General features: G+C 74.5%; 21 protein-coding genes. 13 read left to right on the top strand and 8 right to left on the bottom strand.

What is annotated here, in order from left to right; genetic code table 11:
• Positions 1 to 16: 16 nt before the first annotated feature.
• Positions 17 to 403, bottom strand: coding sequence for an ATP-binding protein (locus ACIA8N_RS29255; protein WP_365781228.1), 387 nt, complete (start codon positions 401 to 403; stop codon positions 17 to 19).
• A gap of 199 nt (positions 404 to 602) precedes the next feature.
• On the opposite strand from ACIA8N_RS29255, the gene ACIA8N_RS29260 reads away from it, so the two are divergent.
• Positions 603 to 1,988, top strand: coding sequence for an FAD-dependent monooxygenase (locus ACIA8N_RS29260; protein WP_365781227.1), 1,386 nt, complete (start codon positions 603 to 605; stop codon positions 1,986 to 1,988).
• A 55-nt stretch (positions 1,989 to 2,043) separates the two neighbouring features.
• On the opposite strand, the gene ACIA8N_RS29265 is transcribed toward ACIA8N_RS29260, so the two are convergent.
• Positions 2,044 to 3,384 carry a DUF2252 domain-containing protein gene (locus tag ACIA8N_RS29265; RefSeq protein ID WP_365781226.1) on the bottom strand — a complete coding sequence of 447 codons (1,341 nt, stop codon included), beginning with the start codon at positions 3,382 to 3,384 and terminating at the stop codon, positions 2,044 to 2,046.
• Positions 3,385 to 3,569: 185 nt separating this feature from the next.
• Between ACIA8N_RS29265 and ACIA8N_RS29270 the strand changes: the two genes are divergently transcribed.
• On the top strand, positions 3,570 to 4,331 hold the full coding sequence (locus ACIA8N_RS29270; protein ID WP_365781224.1) for a GntR family transcriptional regulator: 762 nt from the start codon (positions 3,570 to 3,572) through the stop codon (positions 4,329 to 4,331).
• Between the two features lie 53 nt (positions 4,332 to 4,384).
• Here ACIA8N_RS29270 and ACIA8N_RS29275 read toward each other — a convergent pair whose 3' ends face one another.
• Both ACIA8N_RS29275 and ACIA8N_RS29280 read right to left on the bottom strand, forming a co-directional pair.
• Positions 4,385 to 5,917: an amino acid permease gene (locus ACIA8N_RS29275; RefSeq protein WP_365781223.1), complete on the bottom strand. Its 1,533-nt coding sequence runs from the start codon at positions 5,915 to 5,917 to the stop codon at positions 4,385 to 4,387.
• Positions 5,918 to 6,023: 106 nt separating this feature from the next.
• Entirely contained in the window at positions 6,024 to 6,998 is a 975-nt protein-coding gene (locus ACIA8N_RS29280) for a hypothetical protein (RefSeq protein WP_365781222.1), read from the bottom strand.
• 308 nt (positions 6,999 to 7,306) lie between these two features.
• Here ACIA8N_RS29280 and ACIA8N_RS29285 point away from each other — a divergent pair, with 308 nt between their 5' ends.
• From ACIA8N_RS29285 to ACIA8N_RS29305, 5 genes are all read left to right on the top strand, one after another.
• A complete protein-coding gene (locus ACIA8N_RS29285) occupies positions 7,307 to 8,851 on the top strand; it encodes an FGGY family carbohydrate kinase (protein WP_365781221.1) in 1,545 nt (514 codons plus the stop codon).
• Positions 8,848 to 10,269 (top strand): FAD-dependent oxidoreductase, encoded by a 1,422-nt coding sequence (locus ACIA8N_RS29290; protein WP_365781220.1) that lies wholly within the window; start codon positions 8,848 to 8,850, stop codon positions 10,267 to 10,269. The genes ACIA8N_RS29285 and ACIA8N_RS29290 overlap by 4 nt, the downstream gene beginning before the upstream one ends.
• Positions 10,266 to 11,474, top strand: coding sequence for an FAD-dependent oxidoreductase (locus ACIA8N_RS29295; RefSeq protein WP_399416820.1), 1,209 nt, complete (start codon positions 10,266 to 10,268; stop codon positions 11,472 to 11,474). The genes ACIA8N_RS29290 and ACIA8N_RS29295 overlap by 4 nt, the downstream gene beginning before the upstream one ends.
• A gap of 80 nt (positions 11,475 to 11,554) precedes the next feature.
• Entirely contained in the window at positions 11,555 to 12,031 is a 477-nt protein-coding gene (locus ACIA8N_RS29300; RefSeq protein WP_365785114.1) for an NUDIX domain-containing protein, read from the top strand.
• 62 nt (positions 12,032 to 12,093) lie between these two features.
• Complete coding sequence (locus tag ACIA8N_RS29305) at positions 12,094 to 12,339, top strand: hypothetical protein (protein ID WP_030550828.1); 246 nt, start codon at positions 12,094 to 12,096, stop codon at positions 12,337 to 12,339.
• A gap of 30 nt (positions 12,340 to 12,369) precedes the next feature.
• On the opposite strand, the gene ACIA8N_RS29310 is transcribed toward ACIA8N_RS29305, so the two are convergent.
• Positions 12,370 to 13,575, bottom strand: coding sequence for a cytochrome P450 (locus tag ACIA8N_RS29310; protein ID WP_365785231.1), 1,206 nt, complete (start codon positions 13,573 to 13,575; stop codon positions 12,370 to 12,372).
• Positions 13,576 to 14,040: 465 nt separating this feature from the next.
• Between ACIA8N_RS29310 and ACIA8N_RS29315 the strand changes: the two genes are divergently transcribed.
• Positions 14,041 to 15,309: a D-alanyl-D-alanine carboxypeptidase gene (locus tag ACIA8N_RS29315; protein WP_365785116.1), complete on the top strand. Its 1,269-nt coding sequence runs from the start codon at positions 14,041 to 14,043 to the stop codon at positions 15,307 to 15,309.
• A 159-nt stretch (positions 15,310 to 15,468) separates the two neighbouring features.
• On the opposite strand, the gene ACIA8N_RS29320 is transcribed toward ACIA8N_RS29315, so the two are convergent.
• Both ACIA8N_RS29320 and ACIA8N_RS29325 read right to left on the bottom strand, forming a co-directional pair.
• Positions 15,469 to 17,847 carry an excinuclease ABC subunit UvrA gene (locus tag ACIA8N_RS29320; protein ID WP_365785118.1) on the bottom strand — a complete coding sequence of 793 codons (2,379 nt, stop codon included), beginning with the start codon at positions 17,845 to 17,847 and terminating at the stop codon, positions 15,469 to 15,471.
• Between the two features lie 124 nt (positions 17,848 to 17,971).
• Positions 17,972 to 18,196, bottom strand: coding sequence for a DUF5133 domain-containing protein (locus tag ACIA8N_RS29325; RefSeq protein WP_365785120.1), 225 nt, complete (start codon positions 18,194 to 18,196; stop codon positions 17,972 to 17,974).
• Between the two features lie 164 nt (positions 18,197 to 18,360).
• Between ACIA8N_RS29325 and ACIA8N_RS29330 the strand changes: the two genes are divergently transcribed.
• Complete coding sequence (locus ACIA8N_RS29330) at positions 18,361 to 19,398, top strand: NAD-dependent epimerase/dehydratase family protein (RefSeq protein ID WP_365785122.1); 1,038 nt, start codon at positions 18,361 to 18,363, stop codon at positions 19,396 to 19,398.
• Positions 19,399 to 19,461: 63 nt separating this feature from the next.
• Here ACIA8N_RS29330 and ACIA8N_RS29335 read toward each other — a convergent pair whose 3' ends face one another.
• Positions 19,462 to 20,325 (bottom strand): glutathione S-transferase C-terminal domain-containing protein, encoded by an 864-nt coding sequence (locus tag ACIA8N_RS29335; RefSeq protein WP_365785124.1) that lies wholly within the window; start codon positions 20,323 to 20,325, stop codon positions 19,462 to 19,464.
• A gap of 391 nt (positions 20,326 to 20,716) precedes the next feature.
• Between ACIA8N_RS29335 and ACIA8N_RS29340 the strand changes: the two genes are divergently transcribed.
• The 4 genes from ACIA8N_RS29340 to ACIA8N_RS29355 all read left to right on the top strand — a co-directional run bounded on the left by ACIA8N_RS29340 (position 20,717) and on the right by ACIA8N_RS29355 (position 24,738).
• Complete coding sequence (locus tag ACIA8N_RS29340) at positions 20,717 to 21,172, top strand: Rrf2 family transcriptional regulator (RefSeq protein ID WP_365785126.1); 456 nt, start codon at positions 20,717 to 20,719, stop codon at positions 21,170 to 21,172.
• Between the two features lie 165 nt (positions 21,173 to 21,337).
• Positions 21,338 to 22,753, top strand: a complete 1,416-nt coding sequence (locus ACIA8N_RS29345) for an acyl-CoA dehydrogenase (protein WP_365785128.1) — start codon at positions 21,338 to 21,340, stop codon at positions 22,751 to 22,753.
• Between the two features lie 121 nt (positions 22,754 to 22,874).
• A complete protein-coding gene (locus ACIA8N_RS29350) occupies positions 22,875 to 23,747 on the top strand; it encodes a universal stress protein (protein WP_365785130.1) in 873 nt (290 codons plus the stop codon).
• Between the two features lie 181 nt (positions 23,748 to 23,928).
• A complete protein-coding gene (locus tag ACIA8N_RS29355; RefSeq protein WP_365785132.1) occupies positions 23,929 to 24,738 on the top strand; it encodes a CAP domain-containing protein in 810 nt (269 codons plus the stop codon).
• The last annotated feature ends 8 nt before the right edge of the window (positions 24,739 to 24,746 follow it).

Genomic DNA, 24,746 nt, shown 5'->3' on the forward strand with positions numbered 1-24,746 from the left:
GTCCGCCGGACACTCTCTAGGTGTCCACGTGCGCGTGGACCGTCTTGCCGTCCGGCTCGCGACGGACGGTGACGTGGCCGACCAGGCGCGTGACGATGCCCCAGCCGAAGCCGCCTTCCCGTCCCGGATCGGGTTGCTTCGGGCGCGGCGGGTCGGGGTTGTGGTCGTGGACGTCGATGCCGATGCCGTCCCCCTCCACGGCGAGGTCGAGGGTGCACTCGCCGCCGGCGTACCGGATGGCGTTGGTGACCAGCTCGCTCACGACGAGCACCGCGTCGTTCTCGGTGGTCGGGCGCAGGGGATGCCCGGCGAGCAGGGCGTCACCGGCGAGGCGGTGCACCTCCTGGCGTGCTCGGGCGGCGGCCCCCGGACCCTTGAGGTCGTGGTGCCGGGAGACTGCCATCACGCTCTCCTCTCTCCCCTCTCCTCCGCTTCAGGACAGCCTCGGTCCCAGCGCCTGCCCGGATGCCCCGGATCCATTCACCTTCCGGCCGACGGCCGAAACCGTACGGCGGCGAGGGGTGCGGGGGTGACGGGGCGCGACGCGGCCCGTACCGGTGTGGATACTGAGCGTCGGAGTTCCACTACACGAAAGGGCGGGTATGGCCGACGACTTGGGGCGCCGCGCGACACGTCACGCGGTGGTCATCGGGGGAAGTCTCGCTGGGCTGCTGGCCGCTCGGGTGCTGGCCGAGCACGCGGAGAAGGTGACGGTCGTGGAGCGCGACCGGCTGCCCGAGGGGCCGGACGCCCGGCCGGGCGTCCCGCAGGGCCGGCACCTGCACGTGCTGGTCGCGGGCGGGCAGCGGGCCCTCGACGAGCTGCTTCCGGGGTTCATGGACGAGCTGAGCGGCCTCGGTGCGCCGAAGGTGGGCGTTCCCGAGGACATGATCCAGTGGCAGAACGGCCAGTGGTTCCGCCGTACGCCCGCGACCGCTCACTTCTACTCCGGGCCCCGTCCCCAGCTGGAGTGGCTGGTGCGGCAGCGGGTGCTCGCCGACCCACGCGTGGAGCTGATCGAGGGCACCGAGACGGTGGGCCTGACCGGCGACTCGTCGCGCGTCCGGGGCGTACGGCTGCGGGAGCGGGGCGCGGGGGCCGACAAGGAACCGCGTACGCTCACGGCCGACCTGGTCGTGGACGCCTCCGGGCGGTCCACGAAGGCCGCCGACTGGCTGGCGGGCATCGGCGCGGAGGCCCCGCACGAGGAGACCCTCGACACGGGTCTCGCGTACGGCACCCGGGTGTACCGGGCCCCGGCCGGGGACCCGGGGACCGACGCGACCGGCTACTACATCGTGCCCAACCCCGGGCAGGTCTACGGCGGTGTCGTACTGCCCCTCGGGGACGGGCGCCACCTGGTGACCCTGTCGGGGCTGCGCGGCGACGAACCGCCGACGGAGGAGGGCGCGTTCGAGGAGTACGCGAAGCGGCTGCCGCACCCGGTGCTCACCGAGTGGCTGGCGCGCGCGGAGCCGGAGTCCCCGGTGTACGGCTTCCGCAAGACCGCCAACATCCGGCGGAGGTACGACCGTCCGGGCCGCCGCCCGGCCGGGTTCCTCGCCACGGGCGACGCCCTGTGCGCGTTCAACCCCATCTACGGGCAGGGCATGGCGGTCGCCGCGATGAGCGCGGTCGCGCTGCGCCGGGCGCTCGCCGACCCGAGGCGCACCCCGACCACGCGGCAGGTGCAGCGTGCGCTGTTCGACGCGTCCCGGCAGGCCTGGGACATCTCGGCGGGCGCGGACAAGAAGATGCCCGGTGCCACGGGTGACGCGGCGCGGCCGGGTCCGATGGACAAGGCCGTCGGCTGGTATCTGAGCCGGGTGCAGGCGCGGGCCGCGGGCGATCCGGTCGTGGGGGCGCCGTTCCGTGCGGCGCTCACCCTGACGGCCCCCCTGACGGGGCTGTTCGCCCCCTCGGTGGCGCGGGCGGTCCTCTTCGGGCCGGTCGCGGAGACACCGGCGGAGCCGCCGCTGCGCCGGTAGCCGCAAGGGGCCCTCAGGCGACGGCCGAGGGCCCTCGACGCACAGTGGCGCGGGCTCAGGCGCCCGGCGCCGCCGCCACCATGCCGGCGGCGACGGCGGCGCCCAGGGCGGCGTGGTCGTCTGCGTTCTGGCCGGCGTAGGCGAGGGCGAAGTCGGCGATCGCGCGGTCGAAGACGTCGGAACCGCCGAGGTAGGCCGCGATGGCGACGCGGTCGCCCGAGCGGGCGTGGGCGCGGGCCAGGGCCCGGCCGCAGAGCCGCGCGTAGTCCCGCAGCATGGCCGGGGACATGGTATCCACCTCGGCCGAGCCCTTCATGTCGCGCAGCTGGCGCCAGTAGAAGTGGCGTTCCTCGGGTCCGGTCATCCAGCCGAGGAAGATGTCGCTCGCGGCCTGGATGAGGCGCTGGCCGCAGACGACGCGGCGGCCCTGGTGGGCGTACGCGCTCGGCGGCAGGTACGGCTCGAGGACGGAGCGGCCGGCCTCCTTGATCTGGAGGATGAGCGGGTCGCCCTCGTCCCGGCCTTCGAGGAGGAGGAGGAAGCAGCGCGTGCCGATGCTGCCCACTCCCCCGGCTGTGCGGGCCGCGTCGAGGAAGCGGTAGCGGTCGAGGAGGATCCGGCGTTCCTCGGCGAGCGAGCTGCGGTAGTCGCTGAAGATCTTGCCGAGGGAGACCCGGTCGAGGTCCGTGGTCCGTTGGAGGAGCGGCGGGTCGTCGACGATGTGCCGGGCTCCGGTCGCGTCGGCCTCGGTGAGCTTGGTCAGGGCCTGGAGGCTGGTGCGGCGGCGGGCGGCGGCGAGCCGGTTCGTGAAGCGGGCACGTTCGTCCCGGCGGACGAGGGGGACGAGGTCGTCGGCGGCGATCCGTTCGTACCAGACGGTGAGCTCGCCGAGGCCCGCGAGGCGGCGCATGTTCGTGCGGTACGCCTCGGTGGCGACGAGGGCCGCCCGGTGGGCCTTGGGCTTGGCGCTGCCGTTCTGGAGGGCGGCGACGACGACGCTGGCGGCGAGCCGCTTGACGTCCCATTCGAAGGGGCCGGGGAGCGTCTCGTCGAAATCGTTCACGTCGAAGAGGAGCGTCCGTTCGGGTGAGGCGTGCACCCCGAAGTTGAGCAGGTGCGCGTCGCCGCAGAGCTGGACGGTGAGGCCGGTGTGGTGCTGGGCGGCGAGGTCGGCGGCCATGACGGCCGCGGCGCCGCGGAAGAAGGCGAAGGGGGAGGCGGACATCCGGCCGTACCGGAGGGGTACGAGGTCGGGAAGCCGGTCCCGGGACTGCTGTTCCAGCACGTCGATCGGGTGGGGCCGCTGTGAGCTGGGTATCCAGCGGCCGTGGGAGGAGCGGGAGACGCGCCTGCGGGCCTCCTTGCCCCGTGCGGCGCGTTCCGACGGTGTCGTCATCCGGCCTCACCCCGTCTCTTCCGCCACCGCGGTCTCTTCCCCGTCACCTGGTACCTCATTACACGGGGCGACGCTCGTTTCGGCCACTCTGCGGGAGCGCTCTGGCAAAATGGTTTAGACCAATGATAGGAATTGATCACGCACACGACCCGTGCGGTCACGCTGAGCGAAGAGAGGGTCTGATCATGGCCGAGCCCGATTCCGAGGCGGCTGCGGACGCGCCGCTCTATCTCCGGGTCGCCGCCGCGCTGCGCGAGGATCTCGCCCACCGGCGCATCTCCCCCGGCAGCCGGCTCCCCTCGGAACGATCCCTGTCCCAGCGATACCACGTGAACCGCCAGACCGTCCGCAGCGCGCTGCAGCTCCTGCGGGAGGAGCGGCTCGTGGTCACCGACCGGCGCGGCACGTTCGCCGCCGCCGGATCCGGCGGCGAGGGCGAGCCCGCCGTTCCCGCCCTGGCCGCCCGTCGGCCGACGTTCCCCGGCGGCCCGCGCGCGGCCGGGGCACTGGTGCGGGCCTCCCTCACCTGGGATCCGCCGCCCACCCCGCTGGCACCGCGTCTCCTGCTCGCCCCGGGCGAGCCGACGCTCGTGCACCGGCACGTCGTGCTCGGGCCGCACGGCGCGGCGCTCCAGCGGGCGGTGTCGTGGTTCTCCCGGGCCGCGCTCGCCGAGATCCCCCAGCTGGCCCGCTACCGGCGCGGCCGGGACTGCCGTCAGCAGCCGGACCTGCGGCTGCTCTACCACTGGATGCACCAGGCGGGGCTGCGGATCACCCACCGGGAGTCGGTCGGCGTACCGCCGGGACCCGCCACGACGGCGGCCGGCGGCGCGGCACGGCTGGCCGTCCACCGGGTGGTGAGCGACCAGCACGGGCACGCCCTGGAGATCACGGACATCGACTTCTCGGCCCGTTCGGCGGCCTGGACCTACGAGTTCAGCGCCTGAGAGGGACGCCGGGGCCGGTTGAAGAGCAGGCGGCACGGGAGCCGGCCCCTTCGTCAGACGATTCCCTCCGCGATCTCCGCCTCCTCCCGGGCGGTGCCGTACGCCGTAGGCGTCCCGTACGAACGGCGGGCGACGTACCACCAGACGCTGGCGAGCACGAGGACGACGGCGAGCGCGATCACGGCGTAGTTCATGGTGTCGACCGTCACCGGGGACTTCTGCGGCAGGCAGAACAGCACGGTGACGACCGCCACCCAGACGACGGCGGTCCAGCCGATCGGCTTGCTCCAGCGGCCCAGGCTCCACGGGCCGGGGGTGAACCGGTCCCCGGCCCGCAGCCGCAGGTAGATCGGGATGGCGTAGGCGGGCGTGATGCCGATGACGTTGATCGCGGTGACGGCGCCGTAGGCGGTGGCGGAGTACAGCGAAGGGACGGCGAGCAGCGCGGCCACCGCCACGGCGAGCCAGACGGCCGGCACCGGGGTCTGGGTCCGGCCGCTGACCTTGCGCCAGATCGCCGAGCCGGGCAGGGCGTTGTCGCGGCTGAAGGCGAAGACCATGCGGCTGGCGGCGGCCACCTCCGCGTTGCCGCAGAAGAGCTGGGCGACGATCACGACGAGCAGCAGGGCGGTGGCGCCGCCGGTGCCGAGCGCGTCCAGGAAGATCTGGGCGGGCGGGACGCCGGTGGCGCTGTTCTGCGTGGCGGCGTAGTCCTGGATGGCGAAGCTCAGCCCGGCGAGCAGGGCGAATCCGGCGATCCAGGAGACCCAGATGGCCCGCACGATGCCCTTGGCGGCGGAGACGGAGGCGTTGGAGGTCTCCTCGGAGAGGTGGGCCGAGGCGTCGTAGCCGGAGAAGGTGTACTGCGCGAGGAGCAGGCCGATCGCGGCGACGTAGAAGGGGTTGGCCCAGCCGGTGTCGTTCACGAACTCGGTGAACACGAACCCGGCGGACTGGTGCCGGTCGGGGACGAGGGCGAGGGCGCCGACGATGACCGCCACGCCCGTCAGGTGCCACCAGACGCTGATCGAGTTGAGCACGCTGACCAGGCGGACGCCGAAGAGGTTCAGGACGGCGTGGAACAGCAGGATCGCGAGGAAGATCAGGAAGGTGGAGCCGGCGGTGGGCTCGAAGCCCCACTGGAGGTTGAGGAAGGCCCCGGTGAAGAGGGCGGCGCCGTAGTCGATGCCGGCGATGGCGCCGAGCAGACCGAGCAGGTTCAGCCAGCCGGTGTACCAGCCCCAGCGGCGCCCGCCGAGCCGGTCCGCCATGTAGTAGAGGGCGCCGGAGGTCGGATAGGCGCTGGTGACCTCGGCGAGGGCGAGGCCCACGCACAGCACGAACAGGCCGACGCCGGCCCAGCCCCACAGCATGACGGCGGGACCGCCGGTGCCCATGCCGAAGCCGTAGAGGGTCATGCATCCGGAGAGGACGGAGATGACCGAGAAGCTGATCGCGAAGTTGCCGAAGCCGCCCATGCGGCGGGCGAGGACGGGCTGGTAGCCGAGCTCTCTCAGCCGCGCCTCCTCGTCCTGGGCGGGGGGTGGCTTGCGTATCGCGTCGTCGGGGGCGGCGGTACGGGACATGGGTTCCTCCGGGGACGGGGGGTGAGCGGGGTTTTCGGTGCGGCACAAGGCGTGGGCGGTGCGACGGTTCGGCGGTCCGGCGGTGGTCGGTGTTCGTGGGCCTGCGTCAGTCGCCGAGACAGCGGGCGCGGGCGCGCAGGAAGACGTCCTCCGCGTGGGCGCGGTCGTCCGGATGGGGAGTCCGGTACGCCCACGGCAAGGTCGTGTAGTACGGGCCGAGCGACTCGAAGACCCGGGCCGCGTCGGGGAAGCGGAGGGCGCCGAAGAGGGCGTGCGCCAGGTGGTTGAGGTCGAGCAGGGAGGCCTCGTCGGTGGCGCAGTAGAGGAACCAGGTGTCGAGCGCGCGCCGGGCCTCGCGTACCGCGTCCTCTGCGACCCAGTGCAGGTCGAGGGCGCGCTCGTGGCCACGCTCGCGCCGGTAGCGCTCGACGCGGACGTAGAGCGGGAGGACGTGCAGGGCGGATCCGACGGGGGCCGTGGACGCCGCCCAGTGGCAGTAGTTGACGGCCTCGGAGAGCGGGCCCGAGCGCCGGGCGTAGACGAACTGCAGCATGCGGTGGTGCGCCTCCCGGTTGTGCGGGTCGCGCTTCTCCGCCTCGGCCAGCAGGCCCCAGGGGCCGGGCGGCAGCATGGGGGCGGGCGGGGAGAGCCGGTGCTCGGCCATGCGCTGACGTCCGTCGAGGGCGGCGAGGGCGATCAGGCCCACCCAGGGCACCGGGTCGTCGGGGGCCAGGTCGGCGGCCTCCCGGCAGGCGGTCCAGGCCTCCTGCCAGAGTTCGCGGGTCCGGGCGTGGCCGGACCGGTGGGCGCGTACGGCCCGTTCGACGGCGACGCGGCTGTGCATGACGGCGGCGGCGGGGCTCCCGGGCTGCTCGGCGCGCCAGGTGTGGACGACGTCGGTGCCGGCGGCGACGGTGGCGAGGACCTGGGTGCGCCGGGTCCAGTTGTCCCAGTCCGCCGTCTCACCGAGGAGCCGTTCCATGGCCACCCAGCGGCCGGTGCGTAAGTCCTGGACGGCGTTGCGCAGGGCGTGGTCGTGCCCCGCGGGGTGGTAGACGGGGCGGAAGCCGTGCCCGGCCATCAGGGGGTGGTACGTGGTGTGGATGTCATGGGTCCTCGGTCGGTGGAGGGGGTGGTCAGTCCCCCGGCGGGCGTCCCTGCCGTTGATCGGCGATCACTATAGAGGGCTCTGGATGTGACCGGTCCACTTTCCTTCGCGACCGTAACTATCAGGCCAGCGACCGAATTTGACTTGGTGTCAGTCGCGTCGGCCCGACCTGACGGGGTCATCGGCCGAGGGTTGACGAAGAGCCCCGGCGGCGGCACCCTGACCCTTTTCGGTGACCGGCCGGTCACCGTCGGTCCAGGAACAGGAACAGGAGCGGTGCGATGACGGGCGGCCCGGTTCTCGCCGTCGACCAGGGCACCTCGGGCACCAAGGCCCTCGTCCTGTGTCCGGAGCGCGGAGTCGTCGGCAGCGGAACGGCCCCGGTACGGCCCCGCCACCTGCCGGGCGGCCTGGTCGAGGTCGACCCGCGTGAACTGTACGACTCCGTGGTCGCCGCGGGACGGGCCGCGCTCGCCGAGGCGGGCACGCCGGTGGTGGCGGTGGGTCTCGCGAACCAGGGCGAGACCGTCCTCGCCTGGGACCCGGCCACCGGTGCGCCGCTCACCGACGCACTGGTGTGGCAGGACCGCAGGGCGGCCTCCGTCTGCGCCGGACTCGGCGCCCACGCCGAGCGGTTGAGGCACCTGACGGGCCTCCCGCTCGATCCCTACTTCGCCGCGCCGAAGATGGCCTGGATCCGCCGCCATGCCACCGGCGCCGGTGTCGTCACCACCAGCGACGCCTGGCTCGTCCACCGGCTCACCGGCGCCTTCGTCACCGACGCGGCGACCGCGGGACGGACCGGACTCCTCGACCTCGACACGGTCGCCTGGTCGGAGACCGCCCTCGACCTGTACGGCCTCGGCGGCGAACGGCTCCCCCGGGTGGTGGACTGCGACACGCCGGTCGGCACCACGAGCGCCTTCGGCCCGCCCCTGCCGCTCACCGGCCTCCTGGTCGACCAGCAGGCGGCGCTGCTCGCCCAGAGCGCGGACGACCCGGCCGCCGCCAAGTGCACGTACGGCACCGGAGCCTTCCTCCTCGCGCAGACCGGTCCCGAGCCGCGGCGCGCCGCCTCCGGCCTGGTCAGCTGTGTCGCCTGGCGGCTCGGCGGGCGGGTCTCCCACTGCCTGGACGGCCAGGTGTACACGGTCGCGTCCGCCGTGCGCTGGCTCACCGACCTCGGCGTCATCGCGGGGGCGGAGGCGATCGACCCGGTCGGCGGCGCGGTCCCGGACAGCGGCGGGGTCACCTTCGTCCCCGCGCTCGCGGGGCTCGCCGCGCCCTGGTGGCGGGGCGACGTCCGCGGCTCGCTCACCGGTCTCGGTCTGGACACCACCCCCGGCCATCTGGTCCGCGCCCTCTGCGAGGGCATCGCCGCCCAGGTCGTCGAACTGGCCGGGGCCGTCGCGGCGGACCGGGGGGCGCCGCTCACCTCACTGCGTGCCGACGGCGGCCTCACCCGGTCCGCGCTGCTCATGCAGACCCAGGCGGATCTTCTCCAACTACCCGTCGAGGTCTCCTCGTTGCCGGACGCGACGGCGCTCGGCGTGGGTGCGGTGGCCCGGCTCGGACACGAGCCGGGGCTCACGCTCCGCGAGGCCGTACCGGAGTGGAAGCCCGCGGCCGTGTACGAGCCGCGTATCCCGGCCGACGAGGCCGCCGCGCGCCTCGCCCGGTTCCGTGGCGTGGTGTCGGCGCTCGTCGACCGCGCGGGGCCGGCTTCCCAAGCCCTGGACGACGGCGGCGCCTCCGGCTCCGATTCCGGTTCCGTCCCTGCCTCCGGCTCCGGCTCCGGCTCCGGCTCCGGCTCCGGCTCCGCATGACCGTCACCCGCACGGGCCCCCTCCCCACGTACGCCGACGCGTCGACGTACGACGTGGTGGTCGTCGGGGCGGGCGTCGTCGGCTGCGCCATCGCCCGTACGCTGGCCCGGCACCCGCTGCGGGTCGCGCTCGTGGAGGCCGCGAACGACGTGGGCGACGGCACGTCCAAAGCCAACACGGCGATCCTGCACACCGGTTTCGACGCCACGCCCGGCACCCTGGAGGCGCGGCTCGTCCGCGAAGGGCACCGCCTGCTCTCCGCGTACGCCGGTGAGGTCGGCATCCCCCTTGAGCCGCTCGGCGCCCTCCTCGTCGCCTGGGACGAGGAGCAGCAGGCGGCCCTCCCCCGGCTCGCCGAGAAGGCCGAGCGCAACGGACACCGCACGACGCGGCTGCTGTCCGCCGCCGAACTCCGCAGGCGCGAACCCCATCTGGGCCGCGGCGCGCCGGCCGCGCTCGAAGTGCCGGGCGAGGCGGTGATCTGCCCGTGGACGACCACCCTCGCGTACGCGACCCAGGCCGTCCGCTCCGGGGTGGACCTGCACCTGAACTGCCGCGTGGAGAAAGTGCGTCCGGGCGATCCGTACCACCGGCTCGCCACCGGGCGCGGGGAGCTGCGGACCCGCCACCTCGTCAACGCCTGCGGGCTCCACGCCGACGCCTTCGACGCGCTGCTCGGCCGCGAGGACTTCACCGTCACCCCGCGCCGTGGCCAGCTGCTCGTCTTCGACAAGTTCGCCCGCGACCTGGTCCGGCACATCCTGCTGCCCGTGCCGGGCCCCCTCGGCAAGGGGGTGCTCATCACGCCTACGGTGTACGGGAACGTCCTGCTCGGGCCCACCGCCGAGGATCTGGAGGACAAGACCGCCACGGGCACCACGGCGGAGGGGCTGGCCGGGCTCCGGGAGCAGGGCGGCAGGATCCTGCCCGCCCTCCTCGACGAGGAGGTCACGGCCGTGTACGCGGGCCTGCGGGCCGCCACCGGGCAGGAGGACTACCGGATCGCCGCCCATCCGACGCTCCGGTACGTGACGGTGGGCGGGATCCGCTCCACCGGGCTCACCGCCTCCCTGGCCGTCGCCGAGCACGTACGCGGGCTGCTCGCCGACTGCGGACTCGACCCGGGACCCGAACGGCCGCTCGCCCGGATCCGGATGCCGAACCTCGGCGAGGCCTCCGAGCGCCCGTACCGCGACGCCCGGCTGATCGCCCGCGAGCCGGACTTCGGCTCGATCGTCTGCCACTGCGAGCGGGTCACCCGGGGCGAGATCCGGTCCGCGCTCACCTCGTCGATCCCACCGGGTGGCCTCGACGGGCTGCGGCGGCGCACGCGCGCGCGTGGCGGCCGGTGCCAGGGCCAGGACTGCGGCGCCGAGGTGCGGGCCATGGTCGAGGAGTACGGGGAGGGTGCCCGGTGAACCGTACGGTCGACGTGCTGGTGGTCGGCGCCGGACCCGCCGGGCTCGCCGCGGCGGCCCGGCTCGCGGCCGCGGGCGCGGGCCGTGTCGAGGTCCTGGAACGGGAGCGGGCCGCGGGCGGGGCGCCGCGGCACTGCGCGAGGCCCGGGTTCGGGGCGGACGCCCTGGGCCGGCCGCTGGACGGCCCGGCCTACGCGCGGCGCGCGGTGCGGGCGGCGCTGCGGGCGGGGGCCACCGTCCGTACCGGCGTGTCGGTCACGGGCTGGGCAGGGCCGCTCACCCTCGACGTCACTGCCCCGACCGGGCTCGAACGCGTCCGGGCCCGCGCGGTGGTCCTCGCCACCGGGGCGCGCGAACGGCCCCGCAGCGCGCGGCTCGTGCCGGGTGCACGGCCCGCCGGGGTGCTGACCGCGGGGGAACTGCAGCGGACGGTGCTGCGGTTCGGTCCGCGAGCGGAGTACGTCGGGCGGCGGGCGGTGGTCGTCGGCGGCGACGAGCCCGTGACCCGTGGCGCTGTGCGTTCGCTGCGCGCGGCGGGGGCGGAGGTGGCCGCGGTCGTCAGCGAACGCCGGTTACGGCGTGGCGCCTTCTCGTCCGTGCCGGTGATCGGCGGCACGGTGGTGACGGAGGTCGTCGGGCGCGGCCGTACCTCGGGGGTCGCGATCCGGGGCGAGGACGGCCGCACGGCCACGCTGCGGTGCGACACCGTGGTCTTCACCGGCGACTGGATCCCCGACCACGAACTCGCCCGCGCCCGCGGGCTGCCGCTCGCCCCGGGCACGCGGGGGCCCGCGACGGACGGCGCCTTCCGCACCGCCGAACCGGGTGTCTTCGCGGTCGGCAACCTCCTGCGGGGGGTGGAACCGGCACAGGCGGCCGCCGCGGAGGGGCGGGCGGCGGCGGTGGCCGTGCTCGAACGGCTGGCGGGACGGCCCTGGCCCGTGGGCCGGGTGCCGGTGGAGACGTACGGGCCGCTGCGGTGGGTGTCGCCCGCGCTCCTCGGCCCGGAGGCCGCCCCGCTCCTCGTCCGTCCGGAGCGCCGGCTCGTACGTCCCGTCCTGACCGTCGCTCAGGACGGCGTCCCGCTGCGCCGGGAACGGCTGGGCGGGTCACTGGAGCCCCGGCGTTCGCTGCGGCTGCCACCCCGCTGGACGACCGGCGTGGATCCGGCGGGCGGGCCGGTGGTGGTCAGCGCGGCGGAATGAGGCGGAGGCGTGAACCGGGGGCGCGCGGAGCCGGGTGTGCGCGGCTGCGGCCGGGAGGTCCTTCGGCCACACTGGGCGGCATGCCGGACAAACGCAGCGCAGGTCTCCTGGTGTTCCGTCGTACGCCGGGCGGCGGCGTCGAGGTCCTCATCGGCCATATGGGCGGGCCCTTCTGGGCCTCCCGCGAGGAGGCCGCCTGGTCGATCCCCAAGGGGGAGTACGAGCCTGACGAGGAACCGGAGGCGGCGGCGCGGCGCGAGTTCCTGGAGGAACTGGGCCTTCCGGCCCCGGACGGTGCGTGGTTCGACCTCGGCGAGTCCCGGCAGCGCAACGGAAAGCTGGTGACCATCTGGGCCGTCGAGGGCACTCTCGACCCGGCGGCGGTCGTGCCCGGCACCTTCACCATGGAGTGGCCGCCCCGGTCGGGCGTCCAGGCCGAGTTCCCCGAGATCGACCGGGTGGGCTGGTTCTCCCCCGAGGTGGCCGCTCCCCTGCTCGTCGCGGGGCAGCGGGTCTTCCTCGAACGGCTGGTGGGGCACCTCGACGGCCAGGGCTGAGCGCGATTGTCAGACCCGTACGAGAGGGTGGTCAGCGCCGAACTGTCGAGAGGGAGCCCGACATGACCACGATCACCGCCAGCGAGCGCGCGGCCGCCCAGGCGTACCTGCGGCTGCTCGAATCCACCCAGGCCGTGCTGACCGATCCACAGCTCGCCCCGTACGCGGGGGTGATGCTCACGAATCCGATGGCCGAGGCGGACGAGGCCCTGCGCGCGGCCGGTCTCGCGGGGAACGAGGACCGGCTGCTGCGGCTCGTCTCGGCCCTGCGGACCTCGCCCGCGACCGCCTGGGGGCACGCCGGCTGACGCCGGGATGCCCCTGCGGGCCGGGGGCCGTCAGCCGCCCGGCCGGACCGGGAGCGTACGGACGCTGTTGCCGACGAAGCCGGAGTGGCGGGGCAACTCGGACTCCGGGACCGCCAGGTCCAGGTCCGGGAAGCGGGTGAAGAGCGCTTCCAGGGCGACGGCGGCCTCCATCCGGGCGAGCGGGGCGCCCAGGCAGTAGTGGGGGCCGTGGCCGAGCGACAGGTGCTTCACCGCTCCGGCGCGGGTGAGGTCGAAGCGGTCGGCGTCCGGGCCGTGGGCCTTCGTGTCCCGGCCCGCCGCCGAGTAGCCGGCCAGGACGGGGGTGCCCCGGGGGATGAGGGTGCCGTCGACGGTGAGGTCGCGGGTGGGGTAGCGGAACGGGAAGTAGCTGACCGGGCTGTCCCAGCGGAGGGTCTCCTCCACCACGTCCGCCCAGTCGGCGCGGCCCTCGGTGACCAGCGCGAGCTGGTCGCGGTGGGCGCAGAGCGCCCGGACCGCGTTGGTGACGAGGTTCAGGGTGGTCTCGTGGCCCGCGATGATCAGCAGGAGCAGGGTGCCGATCAGCTCGGGCTCGCTGAGCCGGTCGCCGTCCTCGTCCCGCGCGGCGATGAGGGCGCTGGTGAGGTCGTCGCCGGGGGCGGCGGCCTTGTCGCCGGCGATGGCGGCGAGGAGGCCGAGGAGTTCGCGGTTGGCGGCGACGGCCCGCGCGGGCTCGGTGTCGGTGGCGACGACCAGGCTGGAGAGGCGGTGCAGCCGGTCCTGGTGCGCGGTGTCGACGCCGAGGAGTTCGCAGATGACGCCGAGGGGCAGCGGAAGCGCGTAGTGCCGGCGCAGATCGGCGACGCCGTCCCCGCTCCCGGCGGCCTCGGCGAGTCCGTCGAGGAGGGCGGCCGTGACCACCTCGACGCGCGGGCGGAGGGCCTCGACGCGGCGGGCGGTGAAGGCGCTGCTGACGAGGGCGCGCAGCCGCCGGTGGTCGGCGCCGTCGGCGGTGGTCATGCCGGGGACGGTGGCGAAGGTCCGCAGCGGCCAGCCGTCGGGTATGCGGCCCTCGGTGAGGGCGGTGAAGTGCTGGGCGCCCTTGGCGACGTCGGGGTGGGAGAGGAAGTCGCGCAGGGCGTCGTGGCCGAGCACCGCCATGCCCTCGATCTCGCCGGGCAGGATCACGGGCGCGACGGCGCCCTCGGCGAGCAGCCGGGCGTTCTGCGCGTGCGGGCAGCCGCCCGCCGGGTCCATCCGGTGCGGCGGCCGGCCGGTGGGGGCGCTGTGCGGCGGTGTGCTCACGGCGGGAACTCCTGACTGCGGGCAGGCGACGGGGGCGGGGTCCGGCTCGGAGGGGCCATGGGGTGCGTGGGGCCTTGGGGCGCGCGGGGCCTTCGGGTGCGTGGGTCCGTGGGATGCGTGGTGTACGCGGGCGGTCAGATCCTACGGTCAACCACGGTCCGCTGGCACTCAGTTGGCGTGGCGCCGGCACCCACCGACCGATCCCCGGGACGCGCTCGGGACGGTGGCGCGGGTGACGGCGCCGGTGCCCCGTCCCCAGAGGCCCCCGGCGCTGCCGGTGCACGTGGGCCGTCGCCCCCGCCGTCGGAGGCCGTACCACCCGGGCGGGCTCACGACGCGCCGCCGTACGCCACGGCCGCTACGCCGGTCGGCGCACTCCGATCTGCGTGTCCCGCGCCTCCTTCCTACGGTGGCTGAATGATCGTCACGTCAGCTGTCCGTCATGCCGCCGCGGGTACCGCGGCGGTGCTGTTCGTGCTGCCCGCTCCGGTGGCCACGGCGTCCTCCGTCACCCCGGCCCGGTCCCTCGCCGCAGTGCGGTCCTCCTCCGTCGCCGAGCCCACGCCGCCCGTGCGGGAGTACGTCGACCGGGCCCGGCTCGCCCGGAAGGGCACCCAGGTGCTGCCGATGCCGGGCGCGCCCGCGGTGCCCTCGGTGTCCGCGCTGTCGTGGGTGGTGGCGGACGCGTCCTCGGGCGCGGTGCTCGCCGCGCGGAACGCGCACCGGAAGCTGCCGCCGGCCAGCACCCTCAAGGCGCTGTTCGCCCTCACCGCGCTGCCCCGCCACGACCCGTCCACGCAGCACACCGTGGCCGATTCCGAGCTGACCGGGATCGGGGACGGCAGCAGCCTGGTGGGGGTGAAGGAGGGGTACACGTACAAGGTCTCGGACCTGTGGAACGGCGTGTTCCTCAGTTCCGGGAACGACGCGGTGCACGTGCTCGCCGCGATGAACGGCGGCTGGAAGTCGATGGCCCGACAGATGCAGGAGAAGGCCAGGTCCCTGGGCGCCCTCGACACCCATGTGGTGTCCCCCGACGGTTACGACGCCCCGGGGCAGGTGTCGTCCGCGTACGACCTGGCGGTGTTCGGCAGGACGGGGCTCCAGGACCCGGAGTTCACCCGTTACTGCTCGACGGCGTACGCCGACTTCCCCGCGGGCTCCTGGTCGTACGGCATCGCCAACACCAACCGGCTCCTGACCGGGGCGGACGGCGTGGCCCGCTATCCGGGGCTCATCGGGATCAAGAACGGCTACACGAGCAACGCGGGCAACACGCTCATCTCGGCGGCCCGGCGCGGCGACCGGACCCTGGTCGTCTCGGTGATGAACCCGCAGGGCGGCGGCGGGCTCGCCGTGTACGAGGAGGCCAGGGAGCTCCTCGACTGGGGCTTCGAGGCGGCGGGGCGGGTCCAGCCGGTCGGCTCGCTGCTGCCGGTACGGGAGAAGGCGAAGCCTCCCCGTGACGCGCGGGCCGTGACGGCTCCCCGTGACGGCGCTGCCTCGGAGGCCGGCGGCCAGACGCCCCTGGCCGGTGCGGAGGCGGCGTCCGCTCCCGGCAGGAGGTCCCCGGAGGAGGAGCCCGCGGGCCCGTCGGCCGGGCTGCCGCTGACCCTGGTGGGCTCGGCGTGCGCCGCCGCGCTCGCCCTGTGGGGGTGGCGGCGCAGAACGGCCCGGCGGGCCTGATCCCGCACCGGGGTGGCTTCCGCCGGGTCGTGCCGACGACTGTTCGGCGGGCCCGTCTCGCGGGACACCTGAGTGGACGCGCCCCGGGCGCTCTTCCCGCCGGCCGCCGCCCCGTCCCGTACACCTCGCTGAGGGGCCGCCGTGGGAGGCGGGGGCCGGTCAGGCGCCGACGTACTCCGCGAGGTGTTCGCCGGTGAGGGTCGAACGGGCCGCGACGAGGTCGGCGGGGGTCCCCTCGAAGACGATCCGGCCGCCGTCGTGACCTGCGCCGGGGCCGAGGTCGATGATCCAGTCGGCGTGGGCCATGACCGCCTGGTGGTGCTCGACGACGATGACCGACTTCCCCGCGTCGACGAGCCGGTCGAGCAGTCCGAGCAGCTGCTCCACGTCGGCGAGGTGGAGGCCGGTCGTGGGCTCGTCGAGGATGTAGACGCCGCCCTTGTCGCCCATGTGCGTGGCCAGCTTGAGCCGCTGGCGCTCGCCGCCGGACAGGGTGGTCAGCGGCTGGCCGAGGCTGAGGTAGCCGAGGCCGACGTCGGCGAGCCGGGCGAGGATGCGCTGTGCGGCCGGGGTGGCCGCCTCGCCCGAGGCGAAGAACTCCTCCGCCTCGGTCACGGACATCGCGAGCACCTCGCTGATGTCGCGGCCGCCGAGGAGGTAGGCGAGCACGGCCGGCTGGAACCGCTTGCCCTCGCAGTCCTCGCACGTGGAGGAGACGCCGGCCATGATCCCGAGGTCGCTGTAGATGACGCCCGCGCCGTTGCAGGTGGGGCAGGCGCCCTCGGAGTTGGCGCTGAACAGCGCGGGCTTCACGCCGTTGACCTTCGCGAACGCCTTCCGGATCGGGTCGAGCAGTCCGGTGTACGTGGCCGGGTTGCTGCGGCGCGAGCCGCGGATCGGGCTCTGGTCGACGGACACGACCTCCTCGTTCTTGGGGAGGGAACGGTGCACGAGGGAGCTCTTGCCGGAGCCGGCGACTCCGGTGACGACGGCGAGGACGCCGAGCGGGATGTCGACGTCGACGTCGCGCAGGTTGTGCGTGGACGCGCCGCGGATCTCCAGGACGCCGGTCGGCTTGCGGACCTCGTCCTTGACGGCGGCCCGGTCGTCGAGGTGGCGGCCGGTGACGGTGTCCGCGGCACGCAGCCCGTCGAGTGTGCCCTCGTAGCAGACGGTGCCGCCCGCCGTACCGGCTCCGGGTCCGAGGTCGACGACGTGGTCGGCGATCGCGATCGTCTCCGGCTTGTGCTCGACGACGAGCACCGTGTTGCCCTTGTCGCGCAGTTGGAGCAGCAGCTCGTTCATCCGCTGGATGTCGTGCGGGTGCAGTCCGACGGTGGGCTCGTCGAAGACGTAGGTGACGTCGGTGAGCGAGGAGCCGAGGTGCCGGATCATCTTGACGCGCTGGGCCTCGCCGCCGGACAGCGTGCCCGCCGGCCGGTCGAGGGAGAGATAGCCGAGGCCGATCTCCACGAAGGAGTCGAGGGTCAGCTGGAGCGCCGTGAGCAGCGGCGCCACCGACGGCTCCTTGATCCCGCGGACCCAGGCGGCGAGGTCGCTGATCTGCATCGCGCAGGCGTCGGCGATGCTGATCCGCTTGATCTTCGACGCCCTGGCGCCTTCGGCGAGGCGGGTGCCGTCGCATTCGGGACAGGTGGTGAAGGTGACCGCCCGTTCGACGAAGGCCCGGATGTGCGGCTGCATCCCCTCCTTGTCCTTGGCCAGGAACGACTTCTGGATCCTCGGGATCAGCCCTTCGTACGTCATGTTGATGCCCGCGATCTTCATGCGGGTGGGCTCGTGGTGGAGGAAGGCGTGGAGTTCCTTCTTGGTGTACTTGCGGATCGGCTTGTCGGCGTCGACGAGGCCCGACTCGGTGTAGAGGCGGTAGTTCCAGCCGCCCGTCGTGTAGCCGGGGATGGTGAGCGCGCCCTCGGCGAGCGACTTGGAGTCGTCGTAGAGCTGCGTGAGGTCGATGTCGGAGACGCTGCCCCGACCCTCGCAGTTCGGGCACATGCCGCCGGTGCGGTTGAAGGTGGCCTTGACGGCCTTCTTGTTCCCGACCTCGACGGTGATCGCGCCGCTCGCCTTGACCGAGGGGACGTTGAAGGCGTACGCGCTGGGCGGGCCGATGTGGGGCTCGCCGAGGCGGCTGAAGAGGATGCGCAGCATGGCGTTGGCATCGGTGGCGGTGCCCACGGTGGAGCGGGGGTCGGCGCCCATCCGCTGCTGGTCGACGATGATCGCCGTGGTCAGGCCGTCGAGTACGTCGACCTCGGGCCGGGACAGGGTCGGCATGAAGCCCTGCACGAAGGCGCTGTACGTCTCGTTGATCAGCCGCTGTGACTCCGCGGCGATCGTGTCGAAGACGAGGGAGCTCTTGCCCGAGCCTGAGACGCCCGTGAACACCGTGAGCCGGCGCTTGGGTATCTCGATGCTGATGTCCTTGAGGTTGTTCTCGCGCGCGCCGTGCACGCGGATCAGGTCGTGCCGGTCGGCCGGATGCGGCGGCTGCTCGTCCTTGGGGGCCTTGCTCATCGTCTTCTCTCCAGCGGTCGCTCACGGGCTGAATCACGGACGTGCGCGAGGTGTCGGGTCCACTGCCGACCGCCTCGCGGTGTCCATGGCAGTCACGCTAGCGGCGGCAGGTCGGCGACGCTTCTCAAATCCTGATCGTCGATCCCGATCGTCCGCCCGCCACGTAGCGCTCGGCGGCCTGGACGGCCTCACGGGCGGAGCGTTCTCCCATCAGCACGCACAGGGTGTACGCCGTGTCCTCGAAGCGCCGGCGCGCCGACAGGTCGCACGGCCTGGCGAGTACGGTCCGCTCCTGGGCGCGGTAGTGCCGGAGCAGCCGGTCGACCGTGTTCCTGTCGGGCAACAGCATGGTGTCCTCCTGGCTGGTGGGTCGCTTCATAATCCCGGCCGTCGACCACACTCGCGACCCGCACGGACACGAAGCGTGACGGCCCCGTGGGGCGGGCTTCGGCACGGTGGTCCCGCGCACCGCCCGGGGTGCGCTACGGCCGCCCATGGCGGAGTGTCGAAGACATGAATGCGAAGGCGATTTCGCGGGTGGTCGTCACCGGCGCCACCGGCAACGTGGGCACGAGTCTGGTCCGGATCCTGGCGGACGAGCCGCGCGTCGGCTCGGTCCTGGGACTCGCCCGCCGTCGGCCGGAGCTCGACCTCCCCGGGGTCGAGTGGGCCGAGGTGGACCTCTCACGGGAGGACGACGAGGCGCTGCTCGCACGGCACGTCGCCGACGCGGACGCCGTCGTGCACCTGGCCTGGCGGTTCCAGCCGACCCACGACCCCGTGGAGACCTGGCGGTCGAACGTGCTGGGCTCGGTGCGCGTCTTCGACGCGGTCGCGGCGGCGCGCGTGCCGGTCCTGGTGCACGCCTCCTCGGTGGGGGCGTACTCCCCCGGCCCGCCGGGCGGCGCGCCGGTGTCCGAGGCGTGGCCGACGCACGGCTGGCCGGGCGCCGCGTACACCCGGGAGAAGTCCTATCTGGAGCGGGTCCTCGACACCTTCGAGCGGGACCATCCGACGACCCGGGTGGTCCGGATGCGCCCGGCCTTCCTCTTCAAGGAGGAGTCGGCGAGCGAGCAGCGGCGGATCTTCGCGGGGCGCTTCTTCCCCGGGATGCTGATGCGGCCCGATCTCCTGCCGCTGATGCCGGAGTTCGACGGCCTGCGCTTCCAGGTCATGCACACGGAGGACGCCGCCGACGCCTATCGGCGGGCGCTGCTGCGGGACGTCCGGGGCCCGTTCAACCTGGCCGCCGAGCCGGTGCTCGACTCGGCGACCCTGGGCGAGCTCTTCGGGGCCCGGCCGGTACGGGTCCCCGCGGGCGCGGTGCGGGGCGCCCTGTCGGCGGCCTGGCACCTGCGGATCGCCCCCGCCTCGCCCGGACTCTTCGACGCGGTGCGGCACATTCCGCTCCTGGCGACGGAGCGGGCGCGGCGCGAGCTGGAGTGGGAGCCGTCGCACAGTTCCCTGGACGCCCTGGGAGCGTTCCTGCGCGGAGTCCGCGCGGGCGGGGGCGACGACACGGCTCCCCTGGCGGGCCACCGCGTCGGCTGACGCGGCCGGAGGCGGGCGCCCCCTGGAGCCGGGTGGAGTGGCCCGCGCCGGCGGGACGGCCCGTCAGGGGGTGGTGACGGCGGGCCAGTCGACGAGCCGGATCGCCGCGCCCGCGGCCTCGCGGCCGCGGCAGTGGGCAAGGTGGCGCCGTAGGACCGCTTCGATGTCGAGCCGGCGGGCGAACTCCGGGCGGGCGGCCATCCGCCGGGCGTACGCCCACAGGGAGCCGTACCCGGCGACCCGCTCCATGGCCGTGGCGTCCAGGTGCCGGCGGTGCACGGTGTCGAGCTGCACCAGGGTGACCCAGACGTGCACGTCGGCGGCGGTGGGCGTCTCGCCGAGCACGTACGGGTGACGGGCGAGGCGGCGTTCCAGGGAGCCGAGGGCCGCGAAGAGGACGTCGAGCGGGTCGCGGTGGGCCGCGTCGCCGTCGAGCCCGAGTTCGCCGGCCCGCTGGGCGGCCCTGTTGACGCTCCGCTCGCACAGGTCGGCGATCGCCTCGATGTCGGCCCGGTGCTCCTCGGGCAGCAGCTCGGGTCCTGCGCCGCGGAAGCGGAGGGCGAGGTCCCCGAGGATGTCGGGGACGTGGGTGCTGACGATCCTTCCGGTCCACCCGTCGCTGAGGACGGGCGCGGCGGCCGGGCCGTCGTAGAGGTGGGCGCTCGCCTCGTACAGCGGGCGGAGCGCGGCGTACCCGCCGTCGGGCGTGTCGGGGATGCCGGGCAGGACGGTGAGCGGGAGCGTGTCGTCGAGTCCGAGGAGGCCGTGGGTGAGCGCGATGCTCAGACAGCCTGGGTCGGACGGTGCGACATGGAGGCGGTAGCGGTGCGGCACGGCGTAGTGGCCGCTGTGCTGGTCGCGGCCGATCCGGCCGCGGAAGGCGGGCACGGCGGAGGCGGGCAGGAGCGAGGACGGGACGACGGACATGCTTCTCCCTTGATGGCGCTCGGTGCTGGGCAGGGCGGCGCGCGGCGGGCCGGTCGCGACGGTGCGGCGGCGGGACGGGACGCGGGGCCCGGAGGCAGCAGGGGTACGGCGAGGAGAGACGGACAGGCGTCTCAGCGAGGGGGACGGACGCCCTGGCGCGTGCGGCGACTGGCGGCGCTGCAGACCCGCAGCAGATCGATGTGGCGGCGGGAGGTGAGGGGCAGGGAGCGCGGGAGGGGTGCGGCGGGTGAGGTGTCCCGCCGGCCGCTGCGCACCATGGTTCCCTACCTGTTCGCTCGGATTCCCGTCCCGAGTGTCCGGCCGGTCTCCGGCGGCGTCAAGGGTGCGGTACGGGCGATCTCCTGGCGGGCCGTACGGGATAATGCGGCCCATGCGCATTTCAGCCAGGGCCGACTACGCGGTGCGTGCCGCCCTCCAGCTCGCCGCCGCCCAGGACGCGGGGCCGCTGAAGGCCGAGGCCATCGCCGAGGGCCAGGGCATCTCGCACAAGTTCCTGGAGGGCATCCTCGGGGACATGCGCAAGGGCGGTCTGGTGCGGAGCCAGCGGGGCGGCAACGGCGGCTACTGGCTGGCCAGGCCGGCGGAGTCGATCTCGGTCGCGGACGTCATACGCTGCGTGGACGGCCCCCTGGTCTCGGTCCGCGGGGAGCGGCCGCCGGACCTGTCGTACACCGGACCCGCGGAGTCGCTGCTCACGCTGTGGATCGCGCTGAGGGCCGGTGTCCGCGAGGTGCTCGGGGTCTCGCTCGCGGAGGTGGCGGCGGCCCGGCTGCCGGCCGGGATCGTCGCGCTCGCGGACGACCCGGAGGCCTGGACCAACCCCTGAGTCACCAGCCCCGCGGTCAACCCCGCGAGGCCGCGGGAACCCTGACGTGATCTCAGAGAGCAAGACGAGCACGTCCATCCATTGGACGCCCCTTGGGCCCCGGCGACCACCTCTGCCAGTATCCCTACTATTCCAGTGGGGATACTAGGGATCATGTGAGGTGACGTGAGCACGCCGAGGAAATCGCCGAAGAGACCCGCGACACGCACCACGTCCGCACCGCCCGGAGGGCGGGGCGCCCCGCCCTCCGACCACCCCGCACGCCACGCCGACGACGCGATCTGGCCCCGCGTCACCCGTGAACTCGCCGACGACCTCGCCGTCGACGCCCTCGCAAGGGACCGGGCCGGCAAGGACCCGTTCGACGAGGTCGCCAGGCTCCAGGAGGCCGGCCTGCCCGCCCTCCTCACAGCGCCCGGCCCGAACCGGCGGGGCGCCGACTGGGGGGCCGCGTGTGCGGTCGTACGGGAGATCTCCGCGGCCGACAGCTCGGTGGGCGAACTCCTCGCGCACCACTACGCGCTGTCCTGGAGCAGCCGCTTCTTCGCCCCCGCGCCGGAGCCGGCCGCCGGGCGCCGCGGGACCGGAGGGACGGGCGCGGCATCCCCCGCGCCCGCGGCAGGACCCCCGCTCGACGTCCGTACGGCCGAGGAGCACTGGCTGCTCGCCGGGAGCGTCGAACCGCCGCGCAACGAGGCGGGACCCGGCCTGACCCTGACCCCCGCCGACTCCGGCGACGGGTGGATCCTCGAAGGAAGCCGTACCTTCTCCTCGGCGGTGACCGTCGCGGACCGGCTCGTCGTCGGCGCCCGCCCCGGCGGCACGGGCGAGCTGCTCGTCGTCCTGGTGGACCCGGCGGGGCCCGGGGTGTTCACGTCCGCCGCGCCTGAGCGGGTCGGGCAGCGCCTCGCGGGCGCGGGCACCGTCACCTTCGACCGGGTCGCCGTACCGCCCGGGGACGTCCTCGGCGCCCTCCCCCACGACGAGCACGACGTCGCCCCCTTCGCCACCCTCGCCCCGCTCGCCCTGCGGCTGCTCCTCGTCCAGGTCGGGCTCGGCGTCGCCGAGGGGGCGCTCGCGGAGGCCCGGGACATCAGCCGGGCCGGCCAGGCGGCACCGGCACCGGGAGGCCACCCGGCCGGCCGTCGCGGAGGCCTGCCGGAGACGGACGGCCCCCTGCCCGCCGGGGCGGGGGACGACCCGTACCTCCTCCTCGCCTACGGGGAGCTGGCGACGGCCGCGCACGCGGCCGCCGCGGTGGTGGAGCGCGCGACGGACGCCCTCGCCCACGGTCTGCTCGCCGGAGCGTCGCTCGGCGTGGAGGAACGGGCGGACATCGCCGTCCTGGTGGCGGCGGCCGAGACGGTCACCGGCCGGGCGGCCGTCCACATCACCACCCGCGTCCTCGAACTCGTCGACGGTACCGCGGGCGCCGACGCGCACGCCGGCGGCCCGGGATTCGACCGCTTCTGGCGCAACGCCCGCGCGCTCACCGCCCCCACCCGGGCGGCCCACCGGCTCCGTGACATCGGGGACCACTACCTGAACGGCACCCACGCGCGGCTCACGCTGCCGGTCTGAACAGGGCAGACCGGCATGTCGGGACCTCCGGCCCTCTCATCAGCCCGCCGAATGGCCCAAGCTGGGGGCAGCGGGCCCCGCCATCCGGCGGACCCGACACCTCACCCACGGAGGCAGTCTGATGAGTCGTGAGATCGTCGCAGGAGTGGACGGCTCCCCCGAGAGCCTGGCGGCGGCCGACTGGGCCGCCCGCGAGGCCCTGAACCGGGGTCTCCCGCTACGGCTCGCGCACGCCTGGCGCTGGGAACCGCTGGACCTTCCCCTGGTCCAGGACCGCACCGCCCAGGAGGACGGCGCTGACGCGATCGTGCGGGAGGCCGAGGCCACCCTCGCCGGCCGCTACCCGGGACTCGCGCTCACGGCCGAGGTGATCGGCGACACCCCGGTCGCCGCGCTCCTCGGCAGCGAGGAACACGCCGAGATGCTCGTCATCGGCTCGCGCGGGCACGGCGCCGTCACCGGGTTCCTGCTCGGCTCGTACGGGCAGCAGATCATCGCCGGGGCCACCCGCCCGGTGGTGGCCGTCAGGTCCCGCGACGGCGAGCCGGCCGAACCCCCCACAGGACACGTGCTCGTCGGGCAGCTCGGGAGCCCGGAGGACAGCGCCGCCGCGCTGGGCTTCGCCTTCGGGACGGCCGCCGCGCGCGGGGCCTCCGTGCGGGCCGTACGCGCCTGGAGCCTGCCGCCGCTGTTCGCGTACAGCCCGCTCTCGATGCGGCTCGCCGACGACGCCGGCGGGCTCGTCCCGTACGAGGAGAAGGCCCTGAGCGACGCCCTCGCGCCCTGGCGCGAGCGCTACCCGGACGTGCCGGTCACCGAGCACGTCGAGCTGGGCAGCGCCGGCCAGGTACTCCTCTCCGCCTCGGGGGCCGCCCAGCTCCTGGTGGTCGGCCGACGGGCCAGGCGAGGCGCCGTGGGGCCGAGGATCGGCTCGGTGGCGCACGCGGCGCTGCACCTCGCGCCCTGTCCGGTGGCGGTCGTGCCACAGGGCTGAAAGGGTTCGTGGAGACCCGAACGGTCTCGTCGGTCGACACGCGCGGTTGACGCGTCACGTTGACGCGTCACGTTGACGAGGAGTGTCGGGGCGGCCGGGGCCGGAAAGAGTTACCGCCGTCGCCCCGGTGGCTCTCCCAGCGCCGGCCCGTCCGGCGGCCACGGCGAGAGAGCGGAGCTCCATGCGGCACCACGACCGTAACGGTCACCCCGACGTCCCGGACCCCGACGCGCCGCGGGAGGGACCCGCCGAGCGCGCCGGCCGCTCCGAACCGGCGGCACGTGCGAACGGCCGGCACCGCAGAGGCCGCGTGGCGCGGTGCCTCCGGCTCCGCCGCCGGCTCTCCTTCCGCGCCGCCGTCCTCGCCGCCGGGACGACGGCCGCCGCCCTGACGGTCGCGACCGGCCTGTACGCGGCCTCCCCGGCCGTCACCGGCACCACGGGCGCGACCGGACCCGGCGCCGTCCCACCCGCCGTCACGCCCACCGTCACGCCCACCGTCGCGGAACCGGAGGCGGGGCCCGGGCGCCCGACGGCGCGCCAGGCCGTGCGGCCGCAGGAACAGCGGCGCGAGCAGCTGCGCGCGGAGGCCCCCGCCGGAAAGGCCGCCCGCTACGTCAAGGACGTCCTCGCCCTCGTCAACGCCGAGCGGGAGCGGGCCGGCTGCGGCCCGCTCCGCGCCGAGAAGCATCTGCGGACCGCCGCCCAGGGGCATGCCGACGACATGTCCGCCCGCGACTACTACGAGCACGCCAGCCCGGAGGGCCGTGACGCGGGCGACCGGATGAGCGACGCCGGGTACGCGTGGTCGACCTGGGGGGAGAACATCCACCGCGGGACGACGACACCTTCCAGGACCGTGGAGGACTGGATGGACAGTCCCGGCCACCGGGCGAACATCCTCAACTGCTCCTTCAAGGACACCGGCGTCGGGGTGGCCCTCACGGCCGACGGCCCTTGGTGGGTGCAGGACTTCGGCGCCAGGCGCTGAGCGCCCGG

Source organism: Streptomyces sp. NPDC051822, from assembly GCF_044452745.1.
In the GTDB taxonomy this organism is placed as follows: domain Bacteria; phylum Actinomycetota; class Actinomycetes; order Streptomycetales; family Streptomycetaceae; genus Streptomyces.

Excerpts from the sequence above, each read along its gene's own strand:
- ACIA8N_RS29255 (WP_365781228.1), bottom strand. The coding sequence starts at position 403 with ATGGCAGTCTCCCGGCACCACGACCTCAAGGGTCCGGGGGCCGCCGCC.
- ACIA8N_RS29260 (WP_365781227.1), top strand. The coding sequence starts at position 603 with ATGGCCGACGACTTGGGGCGCCGCGCGACACGTCACGCGGTGGTCATC.
- ACIA8N_RS29265 (WP_365781226.1), bottom strand. The coding sequence starts at position 3,384 with ATGACGACACCGTCGGAACGCGCCGCACGGGGCAAGGAGGCCCGCAGG.
- ACIA8N_RS29270 (WP_365781224.1), top strand. The coding sequence starts at position 3,570 with ATGGCCGAGCCCGATTCCGAGGCGGCTGCGGACGCGCCGCTCTATCTC.
- ACIA8N_RS29275 (WP_365781223.1), bottom strand. The coding sequence starts at position 5,917 with ATGTCCCGTACCGCCGCCCCCGACGACGCGATACGCAAGCCACCCCCC.
- ACIA8N_RS29280 (WP_365781222.1), bottom strand. The coding sequence starts at position 6,998 with ATGGCCGGGCACGGCTTCCGCCCCGTCTACCACCCCGCGGGGCACGAC.
- ACIA8N_RS29285 (WP_365781221.1), top strand. The coding sequence starts at position 7,307 with ATGACGGGCGGCCCGGTTCTCGCCGTCGACCAGGGCACCTCGGGCACC.
- ACIA8N_RS29290 (WP_365781220.1), top strand. The coding sequence starts at position 8,848 with ATGACCGTCACCCGCACGGGCCCCCTCCCCACGTACGCCGACGCGTCG.
- ACIA8N_RS29300 (WP_365785114.1), top strand. The coding sequence starts at position 11,555 with ATGCCGGACAAACGCAGCGCAGGTCTCCTGGTGTTCCGTCGTACGCCG.
- ACIA8N_RS29305 (WP_030550828.1), top strand. The coding sequence starts at position 12,094 with ATGACCACGATCACCGCCAGCGAGCGCGCGGCCGCCCAGGCGTACCTG.
- ACIA8N_RS29310 (WP_365785231.1), bottom strand. The coding sequence starts at position 13,575 with ATGGACCCGGCGGGCGGCTGCCCGCACGCGCAGAACGCCCGGCTGCTC.
- ACIA8N_RS29315 (WP_365785116.1), top strand. The coding sequence starts at position 14,041 with ATGATCGTCACGTCAGCTGTCCGTCATGCCGCCGCGGGTACCGCGGCG.
- ACIA8N_RS29320 (WP_365785118.1), bottom strand. The coding sequence starts at position 17,847 with ATGAGCAAGGCCCCCAAGGACGAGCAGCCGCCGCATCCGGCCGACCGG.
- ACIA8N_RS29325 (WP_365785120.1), bottom strand. The coding sequence starts at position 18,196 with ATGCTGTTGCCCGACAGGAACACGGTCGACCGGCTGCTCCGGCACTAC.
- ACIA8N_RS29330 (WP_365785122.1), top strand. The coding sequence starts at position 18,361 with ATGAATGCGAAGGCGATTTCGCGGGTGGTCGTCACCGGCGCCACCGGC.
- ACIA8N_RS29335 (WP_365785124.1), bottom strand. The coding sequence starts at position 20,325 with ATGTCCGTCGTCCCGTCCTCGCTCCTGCCCGCCTCCGCCGTGCCCGCC.
- ACIA8N_RS29340 (WP_365785126.1), top strand. The coding sequence starts at position 20,717 with ATGCGCATTTCAGCCAGGGCCGACTACGCGGTGCGTGCCGCCCTCCAG.
- ACIA8N_RS29350 (WP_365785130.1), top strand. The coding sequence starts at position 22,875 with ATGAGTCGTGAGATCGTCGCAGGAGTGGACGGCTCCCCCGAGAGCCTG.
- ACIA8N_RS29355 (WP_365785132.1), top strand. The coding sequence starts at position 23,929 with ATGCGGCACCACGACCGTAACGGTCACCCCGACGTCCCGGACCCCGAC.